The sequence below is a fragment of the Kitasatospora sp. NPDC057015 genome, assembly GCF_042673745.1.
Taxonomy (GTDB): Bacteria; Actinomycetota; Actinomycetes; order Streptomycetales; family Streptomycetaceae; genus Kitasatospora.
The window spans coordinates 19,019-40,098 of the sequence record NZ_JBHUSG010000066.1; the positions used below are offsets into that span (position 1 = coordinate 19,019).

General features: G+C 75.0%; 19 protein-coding genes and 1 pseudogene. 10 read left to right on the forward strand and 10 right to left on the reverse strand.

Features of this window, described 5'->3' with window-relative positions; genetic code table 11:
- Nucleotides 1-28: 28 nt before the first annotated feature.
- The 3 genes from ACFTWP_RS37655 to ACFTWP_RS37665 form a co-directional block, all read right to left on the reverse strand.
- Nucleotides 29-292, reverse strand: a complete 264-nt coding sequence (locus ACFTWP_RS37655) for an exodeoxyribonuclease VII small subunit (protein WP_380269624.1) — start codon at nt 290-292, stop codon at nt 29-31.
- A gap of 94 nt (nt 293-386) precedes the next feature.
- Nucleotides 387-1,601: an exodeoxyribonuclease VII large subunit gene (xseA, locus tag ACFTWP_RS37660; protein ID WP_380269625.1), complete on the reverse strand. Its 1,215-nt coding sequence runs from the start codon at nt 1,599-1,601 to the stop codon at nt 387-389.
- Between the two features lie 10 nt (nt 1,602-1,611).
- A complete protein-coding gene (locus tag ACFTWP_RS37665; RefSeq protein ID WP_380269649.1) occupies nt 1,612-3,045 on the reverse strand; it encodes an APC family permease in 1,434 nt (477 codons plus the stop codon).
- Between ACFTWP_RS37665 and ACFTWP_RS37670 the strand changes: the two genes are divergently transcribed.
- Both ACFTWP_RS37670 and ppgK read left to right on the forward strand, forming a co-directional pair.
- Nucleotides 3,044-4,027 carry a 4-hydroxy-3-methylbut-2-enyl diphosphate reductase gene (locus ACFTWP_RS37670; protein ID WP_380269626.1) on the forward strand — a complete coding sequence of 328 codons (984 nt, stop codon included), beginning with the start codon at nt 3,044-3,046 and terminating at the stop codon, nt 4,025-4,027. The two genes, ACFTWP_RS37665 and ACFTWP_RS37670, sit on opposite strands and share 2 nt — an antisense overlap.
- 174 nt (nt 4,028-4,201) lie before the next feature.
- The gene (gene ppgK / locus ACFTWP_RS37675) at nt 4,202-4,948 is read left to right on the forward strand and encodes a polyphosphate--glucose phosphotransferase (RefSeq protein ID WP_380269627.1); all 747 of its coding nucleotides are present in this window, start codon (nt 4,202-4,204) and stop codon (nt 4,946-4,948) included.
- 110 nt (nt 4,949-5,058) lie between these two features.
- Here the strand turns inward: ppgK and ACFTWP_RS37680 are convergent, their stop codons facing one another.
- On the reverse strand, nt 5,059-5,697 hold the full coding sequence (locus ACFTWP_RS37680; RefSeq protein WP_380269628.1) for a DUF6542 domain-containing protein: 639 nt from the start codon (nt 5,695-5,697) through the stop codon (nt 5,059-5,061).
- A 119-nt stretch (nt 5,698-5,816) separates the two neighbouring features.
- On the opposite strand from ACFTWP_RS37680, the gene ACFTWP_RS37685 reads away from it, so the two are divergent.
- Together ACFTWP_RS37685 and ychF are read left to right on the forward strand one after the other, a co-directional pair.
- A complete protein-coding gene (locus tag ACFTWP_RS37685) occupies nt 5,817-6,200 on the forward strand; it encodes a glyoxalase (RefSeq protein ID WP_380269629.1) in 384 nt (127 codons plus the stop codon).
- Between the two features lie 76 nt (nt 6,201-6,276).
- Complete coding sequence (gene ychF / locus ACFTWP_RS37690; protein WP_380269630.1) at nt 6,277-7,350, forward strand: redox-regulated ATPase YchF; 1,074 nt, start codon at nt 6,277-6,279, stop codon at nt 7,348-7,350.
- Between the two features lie 182 nt (nt 7,351-7,532).
- Here ychF and ACFTWP_RS37695 read toward each other — a convergent pair whose 3' ends face one another.
- The 3 genes from ACFTWP_RS37695 to cutA form a co-directional block, all read right to left on the reverse strand.
- Entirely contained in the window at nt 7,533-7,793 is a 261-nt protein-coding gene (locus ACFTWP_RS37695; protein WP_380269631.1) for a Txe/YoeB family addiction module toxin, read from the reverse strand.
- Complete coding sequence (locus ACFTWP_RS37700; protein WP_380269632.1) at nt 7,790-8,047, reverse strand: type II toxin-antitoxin system Phd/YefM family antitoxin; 258 nt, start codon at nt 8,045-8,047, stop codon at nt 7,790-7,792. Before ACFTWP_RS37700 ends, ACFTWP_RS37695 begins: the two co-directional genes overlap by 4 nt.
- A 174-nt stretch (nt 8,048-8,221) precedes the next feature.
- Entirely contained in the window at nt 8,222-8,545 is a 324-nt protein-coding gene (gene cutA / locus ACFTWP_RS37705; RefSeq protein WP_380269633.1) for a divalent-cation tolerance protein CutA, read from the reverse strand.
- A 302-nt stretch (nt 8,546-8,847) separates the two neighbouring features.
- On the opposite strand from cutA, the gene ACFTWP_RS37710 reads away from it, so the two are divergent.
- From ACFTWP_RS37710 to ACFTWP_RS37730, 5 genes are read left to right on the forward strand one after another with little or no spacing between them, the layout of a single operon-like run.
- On the forward strand, nt 8,848-11,361 hold the full coding sequence (locus ACFTWP_RS37710) for a hypothetical protein (RefSeq protein ID WP_380269634.1): 2,514 nt from the start codon (nt 8,848-8,850) through the stop codon (nt 11,359-11,361).
- Entirely contained in the window at nt 11,349-12,509 is a 1,161-nt protein-coding gene (locus ACFTWP_RS37715) for a hypothetical protein (RefSeq protein WP_380269635.1), read from the forward strand. Before ACFTWP_RS37710 ends, ACFTWP_RS37715 begins: the two co-directional genes overlap by 13 nt.
- Nucleotides 12,506-13,582, forward strand: a complete 1,077-nt coding sequence (locus ACFTWP_RS37720; protein ID WP_380269636.1) for a hypothetical protein — start codon at nt 12,506-12,508, stop codon at nt 13,580-13,582. The genes ACFTWP_RS37715 and ACFTWP_RS37720 overlap by 4 nt, the downstream gene beginning before the upstream one ends.
- Nucleotides 13,582-14,061, forward strand: coding sequence for a hypothetical protein (locus tag ACFTWP_RS37725; RefSeq protein ID WP_380269637.1), 480 nt, complete (start codon nt 13,582-13,584; stop codon nt 14,059-14,061). Before ACFTWP_RS37720 ends, ACFTWP_RS37725 begins: the two co-directional genes overlap by 1 nt.
- Entirely contained in the window at nt 14,058-14,807 is a 750-nt protein-coding gene (locus ACFTWP_RS37730; protein ID WP_380269638.1) for a hypothetical protein, read from the forward strand. The genes ACFTWP_RS37725 and ACFTWP_RS37730 overlap by 4 nt, the downstream gene beginning before the upstream one ends.
- Nucleotides 14,808-14,866: 59 nt before the next feature.
- On the opposite strand, the gene ACFTWP_RS37735 is transcribed toward ACFTWP_RS37730, so the two are convergent.
- Entirely contained in the window at nt 14,867-15,580 is a 714-nt protein-coding gene (locus ACFTWP_RS37735; RefSeq protein ID WP_380269639.1) for a Crp/Fnr family transcriptional regulator, read from the reverse strand.
- Nucleotides 15,581-15,867: 287 nt separating this feature from the next.
- On the opposite strand from ACFTWP_RS37735, the gene ACFTWP_RS37740 reads away from it, so the two are divergent.
- On the forward strand, nt 15,868-18,741 hold the full coding sequence (locus ACFTWP_RS37740; protein ID WP_380269641.1) for an SCO7613 C-terminal domain-containing membrane protein: 2,874 nt from the start codon (nt 15,868-15,870) through the stop codon (nt 18,739-18,741).
- 92 nt (nt 18,742-18,833) lie between these two features.
- Here ACFTWP_RS37740 and ACFTWP_RS37745 read toward each other — a convergent pair whose 3' ends face one another.
- The gene (locus ACFTWP_RS37745) at nt 18,834-19,448 is read right to left on the reverse strand and encodes an HAD-IA family hydrolase (protein WP_380269650.1); all 615 of its coding nucleotides are present in this window, start codon (nt 19,446-19,448) and stop codon (nt 18,834-18,836) included.
- Nucleotides 19,449-19,587: 139 nt separating this feature from the next.
- A pseudogene (locus ACFTWP_RS37750) lies at nt 19,588-20,732 on the reverse strand (dihydrofolate reductase family protein).
- Nucleotides 20,733-21,080: the final 348 nt, after the last annotated feature.

The window sequence follows — 21,080 nt, forward strand, 5'->3', positions numbered from 1 at the left end:
ACTGTTCCCCGGGGTCCTGTGACCCGCGTCACCCGTCCGCGGCCTCGCCCTCCGCGGCCAGCGCCGCGTCGAGCCGGGCCCGGGCGCCGTCCAGCCAGCGCTGGCAGACCTTCGCCAGCTGCTCCCCGCGCTCCCAGAGGGCGAGCGACTCCTCCAACGACGTGCCGCCCGTCTCCAGCTGCCGGACCACCTCCAGCAGCGCGTCCCGGGCGTGCTCGTAGCCGAGGGCGTCGTCGGGGGTCGGCGGCTGCCCGCCGTCCTGCCGGTTCTCCGGGTTCTCCTGGTCTGCCATGGGGCCAGCCTAGGGGTCCGAACCGACAGAACGGCCGAGCCGGGGCACCCGGCGGCCACTGCCCGCCGTGGATCGTCGGCCCCGCCGTCGACCCTCACGCCTGGCCGTCGACCGTCACCCCGAAGCCGCCCGCGGCCACCCGCGCGTGCAGCGCGTCGCCCGCCGCCACCTGGGCCGGGTCGGTCACCACCGTGCCGTCCGCCCGCTGCAGCACGGCGTACCCGCGCTCCAGCGTCGCGGCCGGCGAGAGCGCCACCACCCGGGCCAGGGTGTGCCCGAGGTCCGACTCGGCGCCGTCCAGCCGGTGGCCGAGAGTGCGCCGGGCCCGCTCCAGCAGCGCCGTCACCTCGTGCCCGCGCCCGTCCAGCATCCGCTGCGGCGCGGCCAGCACCGGGCGGCTGCGGACCCCGTCCAGGCCGTGCTGCTCGCGCTCGACCCGGCCGGTGACCTGCCGCCGGGCGCGGTCGCGCAGCTGGCGGACCCTGGCCAGCTCCTCGCCGACGTCCGGCACCACCCGCTTGGCCGCGTCGGTGGGCGTCGAGGCCCGCAGGTCCGCCACGAAGTCCAGCAGCGGCTGGTCGGGCTCGTGCCCGATCGCGCTCACCACGGGCGTCCGGGCGGCCGCCACCACGCGCACCAGCTGCTCGTCCGAGAACGGCAGCAGGTCCTCCACGCTGCCGCCGCCGCGGGCCACGACGATCACGTCCACCTCGGGGTGCTCGTCCAGCGCCCGGACGGCCGCCGAGACCTGCGCCACCGCGGCGGCGCCCTGCACCGGCACGTTGCGGACCTCGAAGCGGACCGCCGGCCAGCGGCGTCGGGCGTTCTCCAGGACGTCCCGCTCGGCGGCCGAGCCCCGCCCGGTCACCAGGCCGACGCACTGCGGCAGGAACGGCAGCGGCTTCTTGCGGTCGGCGTCGAACAGCCCCTCCGCGCCGAGCCTGCGCTTGAGCTGCTCCAGCCGGGCGAGCAGCTCGCCGAGCCCGACCGGCCGGATCTCGGAGGCCCGCAGCGAGAGCGTGCCGCGCGCCGCGTACCACTCCGGCTTGGCGTGCACGACGACCCGCGAACCCTCCTGCACCACGTCCGCGACCTGCTCGAACACGGCCCGGAAGCAGGTGACGGTCAGCGAGACGTCGCGCTCCGGGTCCCGCAGGGTCAGGAACACCACGCCCGCCCCCGGCCGTCTGCTCAGCTGGGTGATCTGGCCCTCCACCCAGATCGCGCCGAGGCGGTCGATCCAGCCCCCGATCAGCGCGGAGACCTTGCCGACCGGGATCGGGGCTTCGGGTGAGCTGGTGTTGGCCATGACGACGAGGCTAGCGCCGCCGGCCGACAGCGGTCCGGTCCTGGACGAACAGGACGGCGAGCCCGACCGCCAGCCACACCGCGCCGACCCACTGCGCGGTGTGCGCGGCCGCCACGATCACCGCGACCGTCACGGCGATCCCGAGCGCCGGCACGACCAGGTGCCGCAGCCGGTCGCGGGAGCCCCGCCGGACGGTGTACCAGCCGATCACCGAGGCGTGCAGCAGCACGAACGCGGTCAGCGCGCCGATGTCCACCACCGAGGTCAGCTGGTCGAGCCCGTCGTCGCGACGGGCCGCCCAGAGCGCCGCCACCAGCGTGATCAGCGCGGCCGTCAGCAGCGCCGGCCGCGGCACGCCCGACCGGCGGTCCACCGCGCCCAGCGCGCGCGGCAGCCGGCCCTCGCGACCCATCGCGAACAGCAGCCGCCCGGCCGCGGCCTGTCCGGCCAGCGCCGCGAAGGCCGCGCCGATCGCCTTGCTGACCGCGACCAGGGTGTGCAGCCAGGGCGCGATCGCGACGTCCACCGTCCGGTAGAAGGCCGCGCCCTGCGCCGCCGGGTCGGCCGCCAGCTGCTGCGGGGAGTCCGGCTCCAGCAGGGCCGCCAGGTAGGTCTGCGCCACGAACAGCCCGCCGGCCAGCAGCAGGCACCAGAGCACGGCCCGCGCCACCGCGGCCGAGGCCCCCACCGCCTCCTCCACGAAGGAGGCGATCGCGTCGAAGCCGAGGAAGGACAGCACGGCCACGCTGACCGCCGACACCACCGCCGCCGCGTCGAAGCCGCCGACGCCGGTCAGCGGCGAGAGCCAGTCCCGCGCGGCGCCGTCGCGGGCCAGCACGACCACGGCCGACACCAGGAACACCCCCAGCACCGCGATCTCCATGGCCAGCACCGCGAAGCCGACCGCCGCCGCCGTCCGCACCCCGGCCAGGTTCAGCGCGGTGGTGACCAGCACCGCCAGCGCCGTCCACACCCAGCGGGACACGCCGGGCACCAGGGAGTTCAGGGCGATCCCGGAGAACAGGTACGCCACCGCCGGGATCAACAGGTAGTCGAGCATCACCATCCACCCGGCGACGAAGCCCGGCCCCTCGCCCAGTCCGGCCTTCGCGTACGCGAACACCGAGCCGGTCCGCGGCACCGCGCGCACCATCTGCGCGTACGAGAAGGCGGTGAACCCCATCGCCACCGTCGCCGCGAGGTAGACCGCGGCGACCGCGCCGTGGCTCTTGGCGTCGAGCACGCCGAACACGCCCACCGGGGCCATCGGGGCGATGAACAGCAGGCCGTAGACCATCAGGTCGCGCACGCCCAGGTTGCGCCGCAGACCCTCGGTCCCCACCGTCCCGCTCGGAGCGTCGGTCACGTCCACATTTGAGCATTCCGGGCCGGTTCGGTCCGGTACGTGGCGCCCGTCGGCGCGGCCCGGCCGCGCCCGTACCATGGGAGCCATGTCCAACACTGCTCAGCGCCGTGTCCTGCTCGCCGCCCCCCGGGGCTACTGCGCGGGCGTCGACCGCGCCGTCATCGCCGTGGAGAAGGCCCTGGAGCAGTACGGGGCGCCGATCTACGTCCGCAAGCAGATCGTCCACAACAAGTACGTGGTGCAGACCCTGGAGAAGCAGGGCGCGATCTTCGTCGACGAGACGGAGGAGGTGCCGGAGGGCTCCATCGTGGTCTTCTCCGCGCACGGCGTCGCCCCGTCCGTCCACGACGAGGCGAAGGCCGGCAAGCTCGCCACCGTCGACGCCACCTGCCCCCTGGTCACCAAGGTGCACAAGGAGGCCGTCCGGTTCGCCGAGGAGGACTACGACATCCTGCTCGTCGGCCACGAGGGCCACGAGGAGGTCGTCGGCACCATGGGCGAGGCCCCGGACCGGATCCACCTGGTGGACGGTGCCGAGGACGTCGCCAACGTGAAGGTGCGCGACGAGAGCAAGGTCGTCTGGCTCTCCCAGACCACGCTGTCCGTCGACGAGACCATGGCCACCGTCGGTGAGCTGAAGAAGCGCTTCCCGCTGCTGGTAAGCCCGCCCAGCGACGACATCTGCTACGCCACCCAGAACCGCCAGGTGGCGGTCAAGCAGATGGCGCCCGACGTCGACCTGCTGATCGTGGTCGGCTCCAAGAACTCCTCCAACTCGGTGCGCCTGGTCGAGGTCGGCCTGGAGTACGGCGCCGGGGCCGCCCACCTGGTGGACTTCGCCGACGAGATCGAGGAGTCCTGGCTGGAGGGCGTCACCACGGTGGGCCTGACCAGCGGCGCCTCGGTACCCGAGATCCTGGTCGAGGGCGTGCTGGCCTTCCTCGCCGAGCGCGGCTACGCGGACGTCTCGATCGTCAAGACCGCCGAGGAGCACCTGATCTTCTCGCTGCCCAAGGAGCTCCGCCGCGACCTGCGCGCCGAGGCCGCCGGCAAGCTCTGACCCGAACCCCGAACCCCGAACCCCGAACGATGCCCGGGAGCCCCGCGGGGCCCCGGGCATCGTGCTGCCCGTCCGCGGGTATCAGCAGGCGGGGCCGACCGGCCTCTCGTACGTTGGTGCCGGAGCGGCCTTCCGTACGGTTGTGCACAGGCCTGTGGACAGAAGGGACGACGCATGACGGCGAACGTTTTCGGCGTGGACATCGGGGGGTCCGGCATCAAGGGCGCCCCGGTGGACCTGCGGCGCGGTGTGCTGGCCGAGGAGCGCCACAAGGTGCTGACCCCGAGCCCCGCCTCGCCCGAGGCCGTCGTCGCCGCGGTCCGCGAGGTCGTCCGGCACTTCGAGTACCGCGGCCCGGTCGGACTGACCTTCCCCGGCGTGGTGGTCGGCGGCCACACCCGGACGGCCGCCAACGTCGACAAGGGCTGGATCGGCCTCGACGCCGAGGGACTCTTCCGCGAGGCCCTCGACCTGCCCGCCACCCTGCTCAACGACGCGGACGCGGCCGGGCTGGCCGAGACGACCCACGGCGCCGGCAGGGACCGCGACGGGGTGGTGCTGGTGCTCACCTTCGGCACCGGCATCGGCAGCGCGCTCTTCGTCGACGGCGTGCTGGTGCCCAACACCGAGCTCGGCCACCTCGAACTGCGCGGCAAGGACGCCGAGCGCCGGGCCTCCTCGGCCGCCAAGGAGCGTCACGAGCTGAGCTGGGAGCAGTGGGCGGTCCGGGTGGACGAGTACCTGGACCTCGTGGAGGGGCTCTTCTCGCCGCAGCTGATCGTCATCGGCGGCGGGGTGAGCCGCAAGCACGAGAAGTTCCTGCCGCTGCTGAGGAAGCGCGAGGCGGAGGTCGTCCCGGCGGAGCTGCGCAACGACGCGGGCATCGTCGGCGCGGCGATGGCGGCCGCCCGGGCCGGCTAGGTCGGGTCGGTGCCGGTCGGTGCCGGTCCGTGTCGGTGCCGGTTCGCATCGGCGCCGGTCCGGGTCGGCGTCGGTCCGCGTCCGTCGGTGGGGCGGGGCGGGGCGGGCGGTCAGCGGTTGCGCTGGATCCGGCGCTGCGCCACGAACCGCGCCAGGACGATCGCGGCGGCCAGCCCCGTCCCGCCGAACAGCCAGCCGGCCCGCAGCGCCAGCCCGGTCGCCAGCGCCACCACCTGCGCGGTCACGCCGGAACTGGACACCGGCCCGAGCAGCAGCAGTGCCGCCGCGAACGCGATCGGACCGCTGATCGGGGCCGCCAGCAGGTCGGCGGGCCGCACCCGGACCGCCAGCTGGAAGCAGACCACCAGGTAGCCGATGCCGAACAGCACGCCCAGGCCGCCGAACAGCAACCGGTCCAGACCGGCCGCCAGGACGGTGCCCACGGCGGCCAGCACCCCGGCGCCCACCGCGGTCAGCCGGGCCGGACGGCCGCTGCGCGGCCGCTCGCTCCCGCCCCGGCCGCCCAGGGGGAGGCGCAGCCGCAGCCGCCGGCCGGGCTCCCGACCCGTGTCCCGCGCCGACTCCCGGGGCGCGGAGGCCGTTCGCAGCCTGGATCGGCCGGCGCCGGCGCCGCCGCTCGGAGCGGGTCGCCCGGGGGCCCGGCCGGGGCCCGGAACGGCGGCCCCGGCTCCGCCGTTCGGCGGTCGGCGTCTGGGCCCTGGCGGCTGGGTACGGATGCTCTGCTCCACCCGCCCAACGTACGGTCCGATCAACGCCACACTGTGTAATGGCTGATCGGGAGCTTGCTCCGTGTCTCCGTCCGGCGCAGTCGTATGATGGTCCGTCATCGTAGTTACGAGGAGTGACCATGGCGGCGGACTTCGCCTTCGAGCGGCTCCACCACGTCCAGCTCGACATGCCGCCCGGGGCCGAGGAGCTGTGCCGGCGGTTCTGGGCCGGGGTGCTCGGCATGACCGAGATCGAGAAGCCGCCGGTGCTGGCGGCGCGCGGCGGCTGCTGGTTCCGGGGCGGCGGCGTCGAGGTCCACCTCGGCGTGGTGGACCGGTTCGCCCCGTCCGCCAAGGCCCACCCCGGCATCCTGGTCACCGGACTGCCGGGCCTCGCCGACCGGCTCGCGGCGCACGGCCACCCGGTGGCCTGGGACGCGAACTTCCCCGGGTACCGCCGCCTGCACTCCGCGGACGGGCTCGGCAACCGCCTGGAGTTCCTGGAGCCCGAGCCGGTCGGCTGAGCGCCAGCCCGTAGACTGGGTGGTCGGCCCGTACGGTGGCCGCTCCACTCCCTCCGAGCCCACGGGACTGCGCTTCATGTCGCTCACGATCGGAATCGTCGGCCTGCCGAACGTCGGCAAGTCGACCCTGTTCAACGCCCTGACCAAGAACGACGTGCTGGCGGCCAACTACCCGTTCGCCACCATCGAGCCCAACGTGGGCGTCGTCGGCGTTCCGGACGCCCGGCTGAACAAGCTCGCCGAGATCTTCGGCTCGCAGCGGATCCTGCCGGCCACCGTCGACTTCGTGGACATCGCGGGCATCGTCCGCGGCGCCTCCGTGGGTGAGGGCCTGGGCAACAAGTTCCTCGCGAACATCCGTGAGTCCGACGCGATCTGCCAGGTCATCCGCGCCTTCGTCGACCCCGACGTGGTGCACGTGGACGGCAAGGTCTCGCCCAAGGACGACATCGAGACCATCAACACCGAGCTGATCCTCGCGGACCTCCAGTCCATCGAGAAGGTGCTGCCCCGCCTCCAGAAGGAGTCGCGCCTGAAGAAGGAGTCGGCGGCCACCCTCGCCGCCGCCGAGGCCGCCCAGAAGATCCTGGAGGAGGGCCGGACCCTCTTCGAGGCCGGCTTCGACTCCTCCTCGGTCCGCGAGCTGCACCTGCTCACCACCAAGCCCTTCCTCTACGTCTTCAACGTCGACGAGGACGAGCTCACCGACGAGGAGTTCAAGGACGCCCAGCGCGCCCTGGTCGCCCCCGCCGAGGCGATCTTCCTGAACGCCAAGATCGAGTCCGAGCTGATCGGCATGGACGAGGACGAGGCCCTGGAGCTCCTCCAGTCCATGGGCCAGGAGGAGACCGGCATGGCCACCCTCGGCCGCGTCGGCTACGAGACCCTCGGCCTGCAGAGCTACCTCACCGCCGGCCCCAAGGAAACCCGCGCCTGGACGATCAAGAAGGGCGCCACCGCCCCCGAGGCGGCCGGTGTGATCCACACCGACTTCCAGAAGGGCTTCATCAAGGCCGAGATCATCTCCTTCGACGACCTCGTCGCCTGCGGCTCCATCGCCGAGGCCCGCAGCAAGGGCAAGGCCCGCATCGAGGGCAAGGAGTACGTCATGCAGGACGGCGACGTGGTGGAGTTCCGCTTCAACGTGTGACCGGCCGGTTGACCGCTGTCGGGTGATCCGGCGAGTGCGCAGGTCGAGGGGGTCGGACTCGGTGGAGTCCGACCCCCTCTGCGTTTCCGTGCGAGGTGACTCCGACCCTTTGCTCGTCCATCTCGTCACAGACCGGGAGATCATCGTGCCGGCTGGGCGCGCGGTGATCGGGCGCCCTCGGTTCAGCTCTCGTAGTGGTAGCGGCATTGGGCGACCAGGACCGAGTCCTCGGTGGCTTTGTAGATCAAGCGGTGCTCGTCATTGATCCGACGCGACCAGTAGCCCTGGAAGCCGTGCTTGAGTGGCTCCGGTTTGCCGATGCCTTCATTGCCGTTGCGCGCGATGTCCGCGAGTAGTGCGTTGATCCGCTTGAGAGTCTTGCGATCCTGGGCTTGCCACCACAGGTAGTCCTCCCAGGCCTGGGAGGAAAAGGTGATCTTCATGCCGGGTCCGCCAACTCCCGTACCGTTCCTCCACCGCTTTCCAGTTCCTCGATGGAGGCGAGGAGGCGACGGGCGTTGGCCGGGCTCCGCAGCAGGTATGCGGTCTCCTTGAGGGACTGGTAGTCCTCCAGGGAGACGATGACCACGGGCTCGTGTCCGGCGCGGGTGATCACTATTTCCTCGCGGTCGTCGGTCACCGCGTTCAGTACCTCGGCGTAGCGTGCGCGGGACTCCGAGTAGGTCATCGTCTTCATGGTCCGACTCCTCTGCTGGGTACAGGAAATTGTACGTCCCTCCTGCGTCGGCGACAAGGCGCGAACCCCCTCGGCCGTGCGGCCTGGTGCGCCCGCCGGCGCCGTCGGCCCTCCGAATCGGCCGGCCAGGCGTGCGGAGGCGTGGGTGGGCGTGGCCGAGGGCCGTCCGGGTGGTCAGTCGGCGGTCTCGGTGCGCAGCCAGTCCAGATAGGCGGGGCTGCCGGTGAGGACGGGGACGGCGACGACCTCGGGGGTGTCGTAGGTGTGGTGCGCGGTGACGAAGGCGGCGAGCCGGTCGTAGAGGGCGGCGCGGGTCTTGAAGTCGATCCGCCACTCGGGGTCGGTCCGCAGGCGGCCCTCCCAGCGGTAGACCGAGTCGACGGCGCAGACCTGGGCGCAGGCGGCCAGCCGTTCGCCGACCGCGGCGGCGGCCAGCGTACGGGCCTTCTCCTCGGTGTCGTGGGTGGTGGTGACCACGATGAATTCGGGGGTCGTCATGAGGGCAGCGTAGGGGGCGCCGGTGCGGGCGGGGGCGCGCCACGGGGGCGCGCGGGGAGCTCGTGAGGCCCGGTGAAATTGATACAGAACATGCCAATGTTGCTGCGCCATAACGGATTTGATGGATGGTCAAGATTTCGTCATCTGACGGGGACAGCGTTCCGCGGGCGCCCCTACGATGACGGCACTCCGGGAGCGGGGGACGCCTGAGGAGGCCGGGACGGGTGCCGAGGCGCGATGCCGCCTGCGCGGCGACTCCCGGGGATTCGAACGGATCAGGGTCGAGGGAGGGGCAAACCGGCATGACCTCTGGAGCGGACATCTTCGGGCCGAGCGCCGCTGGACCGGACACCGCGGCGCGGATCGACGCGCTGCTGGAGAACCGGCGCAAGCTGCTCGTCACCGTCGAGACGGAGACCGCCCGCTGGGAGCGGACCGGCGCCGCCGTCGGACGGCTGGACGAGGTGCTGGCCCGGCTGCGCGCGCACCGCGACGCGTCGGAACAGCTCAGGGAGGTGCTCGGCGGGCCGGGGCTGCGGGACGTGCGTTCGCGCGTCGCCGAGCTGCTGGACCAGTACGGGCACGCCGCGGCCAGGTTCTCGCGCGGCACCGTGAACCTCGGGGTGAGCGGCCAGGCACGGGTGGGCAAGAGCACCCTGCTCCAGTCGCTCTCCGGTCTCACCGACGACCAGATCCCGACCGGCTCGGGCGTTCCGGTGACCGCCGTGCGCAGCCGGATCTTCCACTCGCCGGGTCGGCCGCGCGCCGTCGTCGGCCTGCACACGCCGAGCTCCTTCCTGGCCGAGTCGGTGCGCCCGTACTGCGCGCTGCTCGGCCTCACCTCGGCGCCGGAGACCCTGGAGGAGTTCGCGCACTGGCGCCTCCCGGACGAGGTGGAGGACAGCCAGGCGCCGCTGCTGCAGCGGCTGCGCGGCATGCAGCGCGGCCTCTGGTCGTACCGTGACGACCTGACCGGCGGCGAGCGGGAGGTGCCGCTCGCCGAGCTGCGCGGCTACGTCGCGTACCCCTCGCAGTCCGAGGTGGACGCGGGCGAACCGGCCAGGCGCTACCTGGCGGTCCGCGAGGCCAGGATCGAGTGCCCGTTCCCGCACGCGGGGGTGGACCGGATCGGCATCGTCGACCTGCCGGGGCTCGGCGAGGTCGCGGCGGACGCCGAGCGGCGGCACGTGGCGGGCCTGCGGCACGACGTCGACGCGGTCCTGCTGGTGAAGCGCCCGCTGGAGGGGATGGCCTACTTCGGGGCGGCGGACAGCCGGGCGCTGGCCCTGCTGGAGGAGGCCCGCGGGCTCGTCCGGCGCACCGGGGACTTCGTCTTCATCGTGGTGAACCGGGGGAGGGACGACGCCGAGAGCCTGGCCGCCGCCCTGCTCGGGCACCTGGCCAGCGAGGTCGACGCCGGGCGGGCCGGGCGGCGGTTCAGCGTCCTGCAGACCGACGCGGCCGACCCGCGCTCGGTCGGCACGGACCTCCTGGAGCCGCTGCTCGCCGCGCTGGTCGACCGCCTCCCCGTGATGGACGGGGACATCGTCGCCGGGCTCGCGGAGCACGCCGGACAGCTGGCCGACGCAGTGCGCGCCGAGGTCGCGGCCCTGACCGGCGCCCTGGCCGGGCTGCGCGGCCACGCCTCGGCCCCGGCGGAGGACCTGGAGCGGCAGGCCGAGCTGCTGCGCGAGGACGTCGCGGCCGACCTGGCCGAGGTGGTCGCCGACCTGCGGGCCGAGGTGATGGGCGGGTTCGAGGACGAGCAGTTCACCGCGGCGGTGGAGGACGCCTACGCGGGCGTGTCCCGCTGGCTCGCCCAGGGCCTCGGCACCGCGGGGCAGGATGAGGCGGGCGCCGCCGGCGCGGGGGCCGCGGAGAACGCCGGCGCGCCCGGCGACGCGGACGACCTGGCGCACCGGCAGCGCTGGTGCACCCGCCAGTTGCGCCAGATGCGGGTGCACAACAACGCGGCTCCGGTGGCGGCCGACGAGCTCAACCGGATCCGGGTGGAGATCGGGCGACGGTTCTCGTCCATCGACACCTACTTCGAGGAGCGGGTGCGGCGACTGCACACCCGGGTCGCCGACGTGCTCGGGCAGCACACCGGCCAGCTGCTCGCGGCCGACGACGGCGCGGCGGAGGAGGGCGCGGCGGCGCTCGGCCGGTTTCGCGCGCTGCTGGACGACGGCTACGAACCGTGCCCCGAACTCTCCGGTGCGGTAGCCGAGTTGCTCGCCCTCCGGCTGGACTACCGGACCCAGCTGCACCCGCGGATCCGGGCCCAGCTGGACGGGCTGAACCTGGAGATCCTCGACCCCGAGGAGGGCCAGATGCGCTCCCAGATCGCGGTGGCGGTGAGCCAGGCCGGGGCCGAGGAGCTGTACGACTTCATCACCGTCCGGGCCGAACAGGCCGCCTACCGCACCCGCAAGGCCCTGCTGCGCGACTCGGTCCTGCCCGGGCTGGTGCTGTTCGCGGCGGTCGAGCAGTTCGAGGACGCGCTGATCAGGTCCGGTACGGCCGAACGTGAGTTCCGCCGGCTCGCCCGCACCTACCGCGACGAGCTGTGGCCCGGCCGGTACGGCGGCCTGAACAGCGAACACGCGCGCTTCGCCGCGGTCGCCCGGGCCTGCGAGGAGATCGAACTCGCCCTGCGGGGCGATCCCGGCTCCCGGCCCGCGGTGTCCCGGCTACCCGGGGCGCGCGCGGCGGACGCCGGGGCGGCGGGTACCCGAGCACCGGGCGCGCGGGCGGCCAGCGGGACACAGGCAGTGGAAACGGACGACACGGAGGACGCCCGATGGAGAGTGTGACCACCGAAGCCGACGCCGGCCCGGTGTTCCGGATCGGCATGCTGGGCCCCAGCCGGGTCGGCAAGACCTCGCTGGTGGTCTCGCTGCTCACCGACAGCGAGCGCCTGCTCGGCGGCACGCCGGTGGTGCTGCGGGCGGCCGATTCGAGCACCCGGGCGAGGCTGCGGCTGCGGCGTCAGGAACTCGACGGCGGCCTGCTGGCGAAGAAGTTCGACACCGCGGTGATGCCCGGCAGCGAGAACCTGACGTACTTCGAACTGGACCTGAAGCCCGGGCAGGCGACGAACGGCATCAGGTTCTCGCTGCTGGACTTCCCGGGCACCTGGATGAGCGAGCGCGAGCGGCGCGGGCCGGAGGAGATCCGGCAGTGGGACGAGTGCCGCGAGTTCCTCGTCGAGAGCAACATCCTGATCATCCCGATCGACGCCACCGTGCTGATGGAGGCCGAGCAGGCCGCCCACTGGCAGTCGGTGCCGGCGGTGCTGGAGACGCTGGCCGTCCAGGAGATCGCGGAGAGCTGGGCCGGGTACCGCAACCTGGCCCGGGAGGAACCCGCGCTGGTCGTCCTGGCACCGGTCAAGTGCGAGTCCTACTTCGCGGACAACGGCGGCTACCGGGACGACTCCCAACTGCTCAGGGAGCGGGTGCTCGACGTCTACGCACGCGTCGTCGAACTGGTCCGGCTGAACGCGCCGCACGCGCAGATCCGCTACTGCCCGGTGGACACGCTCGGCTGCGTGGAACTGGTCAAGGTCGAGTGGGAGCCGAGCACCGACGATCCCGGGGTGCAGCGCCCGAGGGGCACCTTCGCCGTCCGGGGCAAGGGGAGGATCTCGATCGCCGGCGCCGACGACATCCTCGGCGCGGTCTGCTCCCTGCTGGTCGAGGCGCAGCGCAAGGTGGCCACGGGCATGGCCGCCGACCACATCGCCTCGGCCCAGGGCATGGAGGTGCGGGGCCGGGAGCTGAAGCGCGGGTTCTTCCGGCACATCCTCAACACGCTGAACGGGAACATCCGGGCCAACGAGCTGGAACGCGGCGGGGAGTTGGGCAAGGCCCGGGCGTTCCGCGCCCAGGCGCAGCAGTTGCAGGACGCGCTGGAGATGATCGCCGGCCGGGCGTCCAGCGGAAGGAGCAAGGTGCTGTGAACGAGGAACTGGGCAGCGGCCCGGCCGCGCAGGCTCCGGACGGGTCGGCGGCCCCATCGGCACCGGCGGGGCCGCCCGGGGTGGCGGGCCCGGACCGGGCGCAGGCGTCGGACGAGGCGCACGAGGCGGCTGCCGTCCGGGGGTACGTCATGACCCGGGGCGTCCAACGCGACAAGGACTACCGGTTCCTGGGCGCCGCCCCCGCCGCCCTGTGGTGGAGCTCGTACCGGGACCACGCGGACACCAACTACCCGACGCTGCTGGTGGAGGCGGGCGAGGGCGGCTGGCGGGCCTTCGTCAGCGGCGTCCCGTCGGCCCGGCGGGACGAGGTCGGCACCCCGATCCGCTTCACACTGGCGCTGACCGGTGCCACCGCGGCGGCCGGCGCGGGCGGACCCGGCGCGGCCGAGCGGCTGGAGCGGGTCGTCCGGCTGGTGGCGCTCTGGCTGGAGGCCTTCACCGCGCAGGACGGGCGGGTGCGGCTCGGCCGGCTGCTCGACGGACTCTTCCCGGACGAGGCCGAGGTGGTCGAACTCCGGCGCCGGCGCGACCCGCAGGCGGCCGGGATCGTGCGGGAGCGGGTGACCGCGCTGCTGGCGGCCCTGGACTCGCCGGCGTCGGACGCCGGCGGGGCCGCGGGAGCCGTGGTGGCGGCCGGGCCCGCGGGCGCGCTGCCCGCCGCCTGGTTCGGTGCGGCCCGCAGCGACGAGGGCACCACCGCCTTCGTCGCCCGGGTCCGCGAGCTGCTGAGCGGCGAGCGGGAGGGCCGCGCGCTGGTCCTCAACCTGGTGGAGGGCCCGGCCGAGGCCCCGGCGCCGGTGGGGAGCGGGAGCCTCGCCGTCCTCGCGGTCGACGGCGGGCCGGTCCGGCCGGAGCCGCTGGTCGCCGTCCGGCCGAAGGCGCCCGTCGTGACGACGCCGCAGCCGCTCGCCGTGACCGCGTCGGAGCCGCCAAAAAAATCGAGACCGCTGCACCGCCGGGCGGTCCTGCTCCTGGCCACTCCGGCCGGGGCGGCGGTGATCGCCCTGGCGATCTGGTATGTGATGAACCGTCACAATGGCGGCAAGCCGTAGTGGACCGCTCGGCGGAGACCGAGTTCACGGGAACGGTGATCCTCGGACTGCGGGACGGGAGGAGGATCCTGCTGCCCGCGGTCTGGCGGGTGGCCCGGGACCCGGAGTACTTCACGGGGTCGCTGAGCCATCTTTCGGACGGGCTGCCGGCCGGCTCGGTCTCGGTACGGAGGCACTTGTCGGGCATCGACCGGCTGATGAAGGTGAGCCGTGGGGTGCTGAGTTCGGAGAGCGGACTCTTCGGGCTGTCGCCACCCCGCCAGCTGCGGGAGGTGGAGCTGCGGCTTGCCCTGCCCGGCCTGGACGTGGTGCTGAGGCACCGGGCCACGATCCGCGAGGACGGGCCGGACGCGGCCGGCGGGCTGGAGGTCCTGATGAATGCGGACGGTGGAGTGGTCGAGATGTCCCTGACGGACGTGCTGCCGCCGCCGGGGTCGGCGCCGCCACCGGACCGACGCCCGGACGGGGGTGTCCGGTGAGTCGGCCGGTCGGCCGGGCCCCCGCGGCGGTGCGCCGGCTGGTCGTCGCGGTGGACCTCGCCGGGTCCACCCGGCAGGACCACCTGCGCCAGATCGCCACCCAGCGACGGCTGTCGGACGTCCTGGAGGCGGCCTGTGCGGAGGCGGGCATCGACCGGCCCGCCTGCCTGCGGCAGCCGCAGGGCGACGGCGAGCTGCTCCTGCTGCCGCCGGGGATCGACGAGGGCCGGGTGGTGCCCGACTTCGTCCGCGAGCTCGGGATCGCCCTGCGGGAGGTCAACCGCGACCTCAGCGACGCCGCCCGGCTGCGCCTGCGGGCGGCCCTGCACCAGGGGGTGGTGCACGAGTCGGCCGGCGGCTTCGTGGGCCGCGCCGTCGTCCGGGCGTTCCGCCTGCTCGACTCGGCGGAGCTGCGTGCCGTCCTGCGGGATCAGCCGCGGTGCGAGCTCGCCCTCATCGTCTCCGGACAGCTCTTCGAGGACGTGTTGGAGCACGGCTACCGGGGGCTTGATCCGCAGGGGTTCCGGCAGGTCAGGGTGGAGGCGCCGGAGAAGGGCTTCTCCGGCGAAGGCTGGGTGCACGTCGTGCTCGGGCCGCCACCGGCCGCGCCGCCGGCGGCGTCGGCCGCCCGGCCGTGGTCGGGCGGGTCGGGCGGGCTGGTGGAACCGCCGCCGGTGCCCCGCCCCGAGGAGGTGGCGCCCCACCTGTTCCGTCCGGAGGTCTTCCGGCAGTTCGAGGGCAACTGAGACCGCCCGGCGGCTGCCGGGCGGCCTGTGGCGCGCCGCGGGGAGTCGGGGCCGCGCGGTCAGCCGCCAGCGGCTCCCGGCAGCTCGGCCGTCGCCCGCAGGGCGCCCAAGTCCCTTACCACCAGCGAGCGGTAGCGGGTGGTGACGGCGCCGTCCTGGCGGAGCCGGCGCAGGGCGCGCTGGACGCTGGCGTGGGAGAGGCCGGTGAGCCAGGCCAGGTCGGCCTGGCAGAGCGGGATGCCGATCCGCAGGCCGGCGGGATCCTCGTGGCCGTACCGGCGGGCGAGCGTGTCCAGGGTGCGGGCCACTCGGACGGTCGCCGAGCCGGCTCCGGCGTCGATCCGGTGCCGGGTCGTGGCGCGCAGCTTGGCCGTGAGCGAGCGCTGGACGGCGGCCGCCAGGCCCGGCCGCTCGCGCATCAGCCCCCGGAAGGCCGCGCCGTCCACCGTGCTGACCGTCGTCGGCCGGACGGCCAGCACGGTGGCCGAACGCGGATGGCCGTCGATCGCCGCGAGCTCGCCCACCAGGTCGCCCCTGGCCCGGACGGCGAGCAGGGCCGTGCCGCCGTCCTCCGTCCCGCCGAGGACCTTGACGTATCCGTCGGTCAGCAGGGAGACCTCGGTGTCCCGGTCGCCTTCGAGCATCAACGCGCTGCCCGGCCGGTACGCGCGGGGTTTGCCGAGCCGCTCCAGGGCCGCGCGGTCGTCGGCGGTCAGCTCCGCCATCAGGGAGCCCGGTGGCCAGGGCGGCTCCGAGGCCGTTGGTGCAGGCATGGGCGCACTCCGCCGCTCCGCCAGTCCGGCGGCCGCACGCCGCCGAAGGAGCCTGGCGCGTCGATGATATGACTCCCGGACGCCAGGACGGAGGGTCCTGACAGGACCGGTCGGGACGGCGTCGGGGCCCGGTGCGTCACAGGCCCGGTGGGCCGAAGGCCCGATGAGTCCGGCCTGGCGTTCGAGTCCGGGTCCGCCCGCGCGACCCGCCGTCCCGGGGCCGGTACCGCCCGGGGTTGAGTACCCGTACTCATGTGCGGCGCCCGCCCGGCCGGGACACTCTGGGCATGACCAGCACTGCGCCCACCGGCCCCGCCGCGCCCGGCCCGGTCCCGGCCTGCCCCGACTGCGGCGCGCCGTTCGAGACCGAGCGGCCCGCCCGCTGCGGCCGGTGCCGGCTGCCGCTCACCGGCGTGGCCGCCGCGACGCTCTGGCAGGTGACGCTGGCGCTGCAGGGCATCGAGGCGCAGCGACTGCTGCTGCTCCGGCAGCGGGACGACCTGCTCGCCGGGCTGCGGGCCCGCCGGGACGAGCCCGTGGAGGCCGCCCCGGGCCCGGTGGTCCCGTGGGGCCCGCCCCCGCCCGGTGTGACGGCCCCGTCCGGCGGGATGGTCGTGACCGGGCGCCCGGAGGTGTCCGGGCGATCCGCGCAGACCGCCTTGCTGGTGCTCGGCGGCCTGCTGGTGAGCATCGCGGCCCTGGTCTTCACCGTGGTCAGCTGGGGGCACCTGGGGATCGGTGGCCGCGCCGCCGTGCTGGCCGGGCTGACCGGGTGCGCCCTCGCGCTGCCCCGGCGCCTGCACCGCCGTGGCCTGTCCGCCACGGCGGAGACCTCGGCCGCCGTCGGCCTGGCGTTGGTGCTGCTGGACCTCCTCGCCGCGCGGTCCGCCGGCCTGGCCGGTCTGGACACCGTCGCCACGCCCGCCTACTGGGCGGTGGCGACGGCGTTGACCGGCGTCGGGGCGGCCGCGTACGGGTGGGTGCTGCGACTGCGGATCCCGCTGGCGGCCGGGTTCCTGCTCGGGCGGCTGCCCGGGCTGCTCGCCGTCGACGCGCTCGGGCTGGACGGCGTCAACGCCAAGGCCACGGCGATGGTGGCGACGGCCGCGGTCGACCTCGTGGTGCTGAGGGCGGTGGCCGGCCGCGGTGCGGACCGGTCGCTGCCGGCCGTCGGCCCGGCGTTCCTCCCTGCCCTCGGCGCGCTGGCCGCGCTCTGGGGCGGGCTGGGCGCGTTCCTCGCCGGCCAGGCCTCGCTGTCGGCCGTACTGCTGCCGCGTCACCCGGCAGCGGTCGCGGACGAGCGGTGGTCCGCGGTGCTCTGGGCGTGGCTGCCCCTGGGCTGCTTCGCCCTGCTCGCCCTCGTGGTGTCGCTCCGTCACCCGCGCCTCGCGCACCCGGGCCTGCCGGTCGGCGGACGCCGGGTGGCCGCCGCCCTCGGCGGTGGTGCGCTGCTGGTCGCGGGCGGTGGAACCGTCGCCGCGGCGGTGGCCCGGGAGTGGGGCGCGGTCGCGTACGCGGCGCCGGCCGCGCTGCTCGCCGTCGTGGCGGGCGCCCTGCTGCGGGGTCCGGGGACGGACCGTACGGTGGCCGGCGCGCCGGCTCCCGGCCCGGCTCCCGCTCCCGCATCGGCTCGCACCCCCGCTCCCGCATCGGCTCCCGCGCCGGGCCGGCCGCTCGGCCGGGTCGTCCCGCTCGGCCTGTTCCACGCGGCCGTGCTCGTGCTGCTGGTGGCCTCGACGCCGGCTCTCGGCGAGATCGTGCGGGCCGTCCTCGCGCCGCTGGGGCAGGTGCGGGCGGCCTGGGCCGACGGGCCGGCGGCGCCCTGGGACTGGTCCGTCGCGCCGGCGGCCGTCACGGGCCTCTGGCTGCTGGTCGCCGTCCTCGCCGCGCTGACCTGGTACGGCCTGACGAGGGCCGACCTCGGCCTGGCACCGGCTTCCCCCACCTCGGCTCCTGCCGCGGTTCGCGCTCGGGCGGCGGCCGACGCGGCAGCCGAACCCGCCGTCACCGTCACCGTCACCGACTCCGCCCGGCCGGTCGGCGGCTTCGCCACCGCCGCCGCGCTGCTCGGCGTCCCCGCCCTCGCGCTGCTGCCGGTGGCCCTCGGGCTGCCGTACGGTGTCGCGGTCGCCGTCGCCGCGGGTTGCGCGGTGGCCGCCGTGGGGCACGCCCTGGCGCGTCCGGTCCGGTCGGTCACTCCGGCGGTGCCCGCCGCGGCCGCCGTGCTGGCGCTGCTCTGGGCGCCGGCCGACCGGGTGGCGACCATCGCCGTCCTCGCGGTGCTCGCCGCCCTCTCGGTGACCCTGACGGTCCGCGCAGCCCCGGCGCCCACCGGCCGGGGGCTCGCCGTCAGGCCGGCGGTGACCGCGGCCTGCGCCCTGGCCGCGCTGGGCGCCGAAGCCGCCGCCGTCACCGCCACGGCCGGGTTCGCCCTGCCGGACGTGCTGCTGGCGGTGCTCGGGGTGGCCGTCGCCTCGGCCCCGGTGGCGGCCCGGACGGGCGGCGCCGTCTCGCGGGCCGTGGAGCGCACCGGCTACGTCCTCGGTGGGCTCGCCCTGGTACCGATGGTCACCGCGCCGGGGCGACTGGCGTTCGCGCTCGCGGTGGCGGGCGTCGCGCTGCTCGGGGTCGCGCTGCGGGCCGACCGGCGCCGGGCCGCCTCGGTCGCGGCGACCGCGCTGCTGATCGCCGCCTCCTGGATCCGGCTGGCGCTCTCCGGGGTGGGCACGCCCGAGGCGTACACGCTGAGTGTGGCGGTGGCCGCCCTGGTGATCGGCGGCCTGCGGCTGCGGCGCCGGCCCGAAGCCGGGTCGTGGACGGCCTACGGCCCGGGCCTCGGCCTCGCTCTGGCGCCGAGCCTGCCGACGATGTGGGTGGACGGGGGCTGGCTGCGGCCGTTGCTGCTGGGTTCGGCGGCGCTGGTGGTGACGGTGCTGGGCGGCCGGTTGCGGCTGCAGTGCCCGCTGGTGCTGGGCGGCGGCGCACTTCTGCTGGTGGGGGTGCACGAGCTGGCCCCGGCCGTGGTGCAGGTGCTCGGTCTGCTGCCGCGCTGGGTGCCGCTCGCCCTCGCCGGCCTGCTGCTCCTGGTGCTGGGGGCGACGTACGAGCAGCGCCTGCGGGACGCCCGCCGCCTGCGGGCTTCGCTGGGCCGGCTGCAGTGACTCGCGACCCCGCGACCCCGCGACCCCGTGACCCCGTGACCCCGTAGGGCCGGGCCGCGGCGGGGGCGGCCCGGCCGGTCGGGGCGGTCCGGTCAGCCGACCCGGACGGTCAGCGTGCCGTCGGCGCCGACGGTCACCTCGACCTGTTCGAGCGAGTCGGCCTGGACGGTCGGGGCGTGGGCGGCGGCGCGGGGGCCGATGCCGACCACCTGCATGCCGGCCGCGAGGGCGGCGGCGATGCCGGCCTCGGAGTCCTCGAAGGCGAGGCAGTCGGCGGGGGCGAAGCCGAGGGCGGCGGCGCCCTTGAGGAAGCCCTCCGGGTCCGGCTTGCTGGCGCCCACCGACTCGGCCGTGACCAGGACGGGCGGCAGGGGCAGCGCTGCCGCGCCCATCCGCACCCGGGCGAGGCCCTCGTCGGCGGAGGTCACCAGGGCGTGCGGGAGACCGGCCAGCGCGGCGAGGAAGGCGGCGGCGCCGGGGACGGGGACGACGCCGTCGACGTCGGCGGTCTCCTCGGCGAGCATCCGGCGGTTCTCCTCGATGTTCTGCTCCATCGGGCGGTCCGGCAGCAGGATGGCCATCGAGAGGTGGCCCTGGCGGCCGTGCACGACGCGCATCGCGGCGTCGCCGTCGAGTCCGTGCCGGGCGGCCCAGCGGCGCCAGCAGCGTTCGACGACGGCGTCGGAGTTGACCAGGGTGCCGTCCATGTCCAGCAGCAGGGCTCGGGCGGACAGCTCGGTGGTGACGGGCACGGCGGGGCTCCTCGGAAGGCCAGTATTTGTTTCAATATGATACAAACGATCCGGCCATGCTCCTACCGGGGCCCGGGCGCGGTCCGGCCGGTGCTCAACCGAGCAGGTGCGCGTTGACCGACCGGGCCTCGGCCGCCAGCTCCGGCAACTCCACGACCTCGATCCCGGCCGCCTCCAGCAGGGCCGTGCCCTGGCAGCCGGTGACGAAGAGGTCCGGCTCCCGCCAGGCCACCACGACCCGGCCGACGCCCGCCGCGATCAGCAGCCGCGAGCAGGTCAGCGGCCGGGAGGCACGCTGCCCGCAGGGTTCGAGCGAGCTGTAGACCGTCGCGCCGAGCAGCCTCGGGTCCCCGGCGGGGAGCTTGGCGAGGGCGGCCTCCTCGGCGTGGTTGAGCGGATCGCCCTCCCGGCTGTACCCCTCGCTGAGCACCGCGCCGTCGACGCCGACCAGCACCGCGCCCACCGAGAAGGCCGTGTCGGACGGCGGGCAGAGCCGGGACAGCTCGACGGCGCGCCCGAGCAGGGCGAGATCGGCGGCTCGCTGGTCAGTGGTCACGCGGCTGGCTCCTTCGGGGCGTACCTGAGCAGGACGACATCACCCACCGTACGGGCCTCCAGCAGCCGCATCCGCCTGGCCGGCCCGCCGGGGAAGGCGGCCGGGTTCACGAACCGCGGCGCCGAGGCCTGGCCGACCAGCAGCGGGGCGAGCACCAGCTGCAACTCGTCGGCGAGGCCCTGGGCGAGGAACTGCGTGTGGACGCTGCCGCCGCCCTCCACCATCAACCGCCGCACCCCGCGGGCCCCGAGGTCGTCCAGCACCGCGCCGAGCCCGACCTCGGAGCCGAGCGCGACCACGTCCGCCAGGCCGTCCAGCGCCGGGCGCAGCCCGCGGGCCCCGTCGTCCGTGGTGTAGGCGACCTTGGCGCCGCCGGTGTGCCAGAACCTCAGCTCGGGATCGAGCGCGCCGCTCGCGCTGAGCGTCACCTTCAGCGGGTACGCGGGCCGGCCGGCGGCGACCCTGGCGGCCCGCCGGGCGGGGTCGTTGACGAGCAGCCGGGGGTTGTCCGCACGCAGCGTGTTGCCGCCGACCAGGATCGCGTCGCTGTCGGCGCGCTCCGCGTCGACCCGGTCGAAGTCGGCGGGGTTGGAGAGCAGCAGCCGCTCGGGCGAGGCGTCGTCGAGGTGCCCGTCCAGCGACATGGCGGCGCTCAGCAGGACGTGGGGGCGGGTCGGGGCCATGGGTGCGGGATCCGTTTCTGGTCGGGGCACCGTCCACGGTACGACCGGTGGCCGGCCCGACCGCTGCCCGGTGCCCGCCACGGCCGCGGCCCACCCCGGTGGGCGGTGCGGTGTCCGCGCCGACGGCCGGCCACCGACGGGGTGACCGCCCACCGGTGCGCCCGGCCGGGTCCGTCACCGGCCAGCGGTGCAGGTCGGCCCGGTGCTACGAGCGGAGGGACGGTGTTCGCCCGGCGGCCCGGTTTTGTAGGGGCGGCGTTCGCCCGGGGCGCCCAACCTGATCCGGACCTCACACCGCCTCGCCGTAGAAGGGCCCCACCAGTGTCGTACCCGCGCCGTCCGCTCGGT